Raw genomic sequence first — 2,427 nt, 5'->3', positions numbered from 1 at the left:
TGCCGGCATCCGTGCCGATCGTCTCCGAGCCCCAGCCCTTGATGTCCTTGCTGATCAGGAACTGGATGGCTTCGGCCGTCGGCCCCGGCGTGTGCGGCCCGGTCTCGTTGGCGTTGAGGAACTCGGCTTCCGAACCGTTGCGCTTGTACCAGTCGGTGCGCATCACCACCCATTCGCCAGCATTGATCGCGCCATGCTCGGCTTCCCAGGCCTTGATGTGGTCGACGGTGAGCAGGAAATCGGGGTCGGCGGCGGCTTCCTTCGAACAGTCGATGACATTGACCGGGCCGACGAAATTCTGCGCCGGAATGGTGTCGGTGGCGCCGTCCGGATAATCCTTGCCGCTGATCCAATGCTGCGGCGCATCGAAATGCGTGCCCGAATGCTCGCCGAGCTTCAGCCAGTTCCAGGCCCACCACGGACCGTTCTTGTCGTAACGGGAGATGTTGTGGATCTCGACCTTCGGCGTGTCGACGGCGAGTTCTGGCGGCAGCTTGATCAACGGCGTGTCCGGCCCGAGTGGCGCCGACAGGTCGACCACCTTGATGGCGCCTGAAAGAAGCTGGCCGGCGACTTCGCCGAGGAGTTTTTGGGTGTCCATGGTTTGAAGTTCCCTCTTTCGTGTGATGATCAAGGCTCGTCTCGGCCCTTAATATCCTACTAGACGAAAACATATGCATCTGCAATTATCTTTAAGCATAAAGGAAATGGGGACGAGGCGTGAGCGAGTTCGACGCCATCTTTGTCGGGGCGGGCCACAACAGTCTGGCATGCGCCGCGCATTTGGCGCTCAAAGGCTGGAAAACCGGGATTTTCGAGGGCAGTGCAACAATCGGCGGCGCCGTCCAGACACGCGAATTCACCCTTCCCGGCTTCCGCCACGATTTCGGCGCGATGAATCTGAGCCTCTTCGCCGGCTCGGCCTTCCACCGGAAATATGCAAATGAATTGAAAGCGCAGGGGCTGGAGTTCGCCCCGGTCGTCGACTGTTTCGCCAGCGCCTTCCCCGACGGACGCTGGTTCGGCGTCAGCAACGATCTGGAAAAGACCGCCGCGCGCATCGCCGCCTTCTCCGCCGCCGACGCCCAGACATGGCGCAGGCTGGTTGCCGCCTTCCCGGCTGAGGCCGAACACCTGTTCCGGCTGCTGGGATCGCCGATGCGCGCCAGCGCGCTTGCCGGCACGGCGTGGAACCTGTGGCGCAAGAAGGGCATGTCCGGGGCGCTCGATACGGGCCGGCTGCTGTTGTCCTCGCCCCGCGCCTGGCTGGAGGAGAATTTCGAGTCGCCGCATATCAGGGCAACGCTCGCCACCTGGGGCATGCATCTCGACTTCGCGCCCGACATCGCCGGCGGTGCCGTCTTCCCCTATCTGGAATCGATGGCCAACCAGAGTTTCGGCATGGTGCTGGGCAAAGGCGGCGCCGACACCATCATTAAGGCGCTGTCGGGCATGGTCACATCTGCTGGAGGCAAGATCGTCACCGGCGCCGGAGTGGCCGAGATCACGGTTTCCGCCGGCAGGGCGACCGGCGTGCGGCTTGCTTCCGGTGAGACCCATACCGCCACAAGGGCAGTCATTGCCGGCGTTGCGCCCAAGGCGCTGACTGGCAAGCTGCTGCCCAATGGTTCCGGCGACGCCGGCTTCGACTCGGCGATGCAAAAGTTCCGCCACGCACCGGGCACGATGATGATCCATCTGGCGCTGGACGATCTGCCCGACTGGCGTGCCGGAGCGGAGCTTCGGCAGTTCGCCTATGTGCATCTGTCGCCCTCGCTCGACGCCATGTCGCGCACCTATCAGCATGCGATGGCGGGCATGCTGCCGGACGAACCGGTGCTGGTCGTCGGCCAGCCGACGGCGATCGACCCATCGCGGGCGCCTCAGGGAAAGCATGTGCTGTGGGTGCAGGTGCGCATGCTGCCCGCCGAAATCCTGGGCGATGCCGCCGGCAAGATCGCACCGGACCATTGGGACAAGGTGAAGGAAGCCTACGCCGAGCGTGTCCTCGACATCATCGAGACCTATGCGCCCGGCCTGCGAAACCAGATCCTCGGCCGGGCCGTGTTTTCGCCCATCGATCTCGAGCGCGAGAACCCGAATCTCGTCGGTGGCGACCAGGTCTGCGGCAGCCATCATCTGGCGCAGAATTTCCTGTTCCGCCCGGCGCGCGGCTATGCCGGATGGAACACGCCGGTGGCCAATCTGCACCTCACCGGGGCCGCGACATGGCCGGGCGCCGGCACCGGTGCGGCGTCGGGCTTCATGCTCGCGCAACAGCTTGGCGGGAGGTAGGAGCCGAGGATTTCCTTGAGGCTACGAGGGGCAAGGCGCTGCTGCCCGAGAAGCCTGAACCAATGACCTGAAGACGCCGCGCAGAAACAAAACCAACAAGGGGAACGACCATGACAATCAACAGACGTGAAT

At 63.8% G+C, this 2,427-nt stretch carries 2 protein-coding genes; one reads left to right on the top strand and one right to left on the bottom strand.

All coding sequences use genetic code 11. The annotated features are described in order from the left end of the window. The coding region (locus tag EN939_RS29965) for a cyclase family protein (RefSeq protein ID WP_164751343.1) at positions 1–601 on the bottom strand (601 nt) is incomplete at its 3' end. Between the two features lie 119 nt (positions 602–720). Between EN939_RS29965 and EN939_RS29960 the strand changes: the two genes are divergently transcribed. Next, positions 721–2,295, top strand: a complete 1,575-nt coding sequence (locus EN939_RS29960) for a phytoene desaturase family protein (RefSeq protein WP_127271274.1) — start codon at positions 721–723, stop codon at positions 2,293–2,295. Positions 2,296–2,427 lie beyond the last annotated feature (132 nt).

Origin of the sequence: Mesorhizobium sp. M7A.F.Ca.CA.002.05.1.1, from assembly GCF_003998335.1 — a bacterium.
GTDB lineage: Bacteria > Pseudomonadota > Alphaproteobacteria > Rhizobiales > Rhizobiaceae > Mesorhizobium.
Note: the sequence above shows the minus strand (reverse complement) of the source record. Positions and strands in the feature narration are given on the sequence as shown.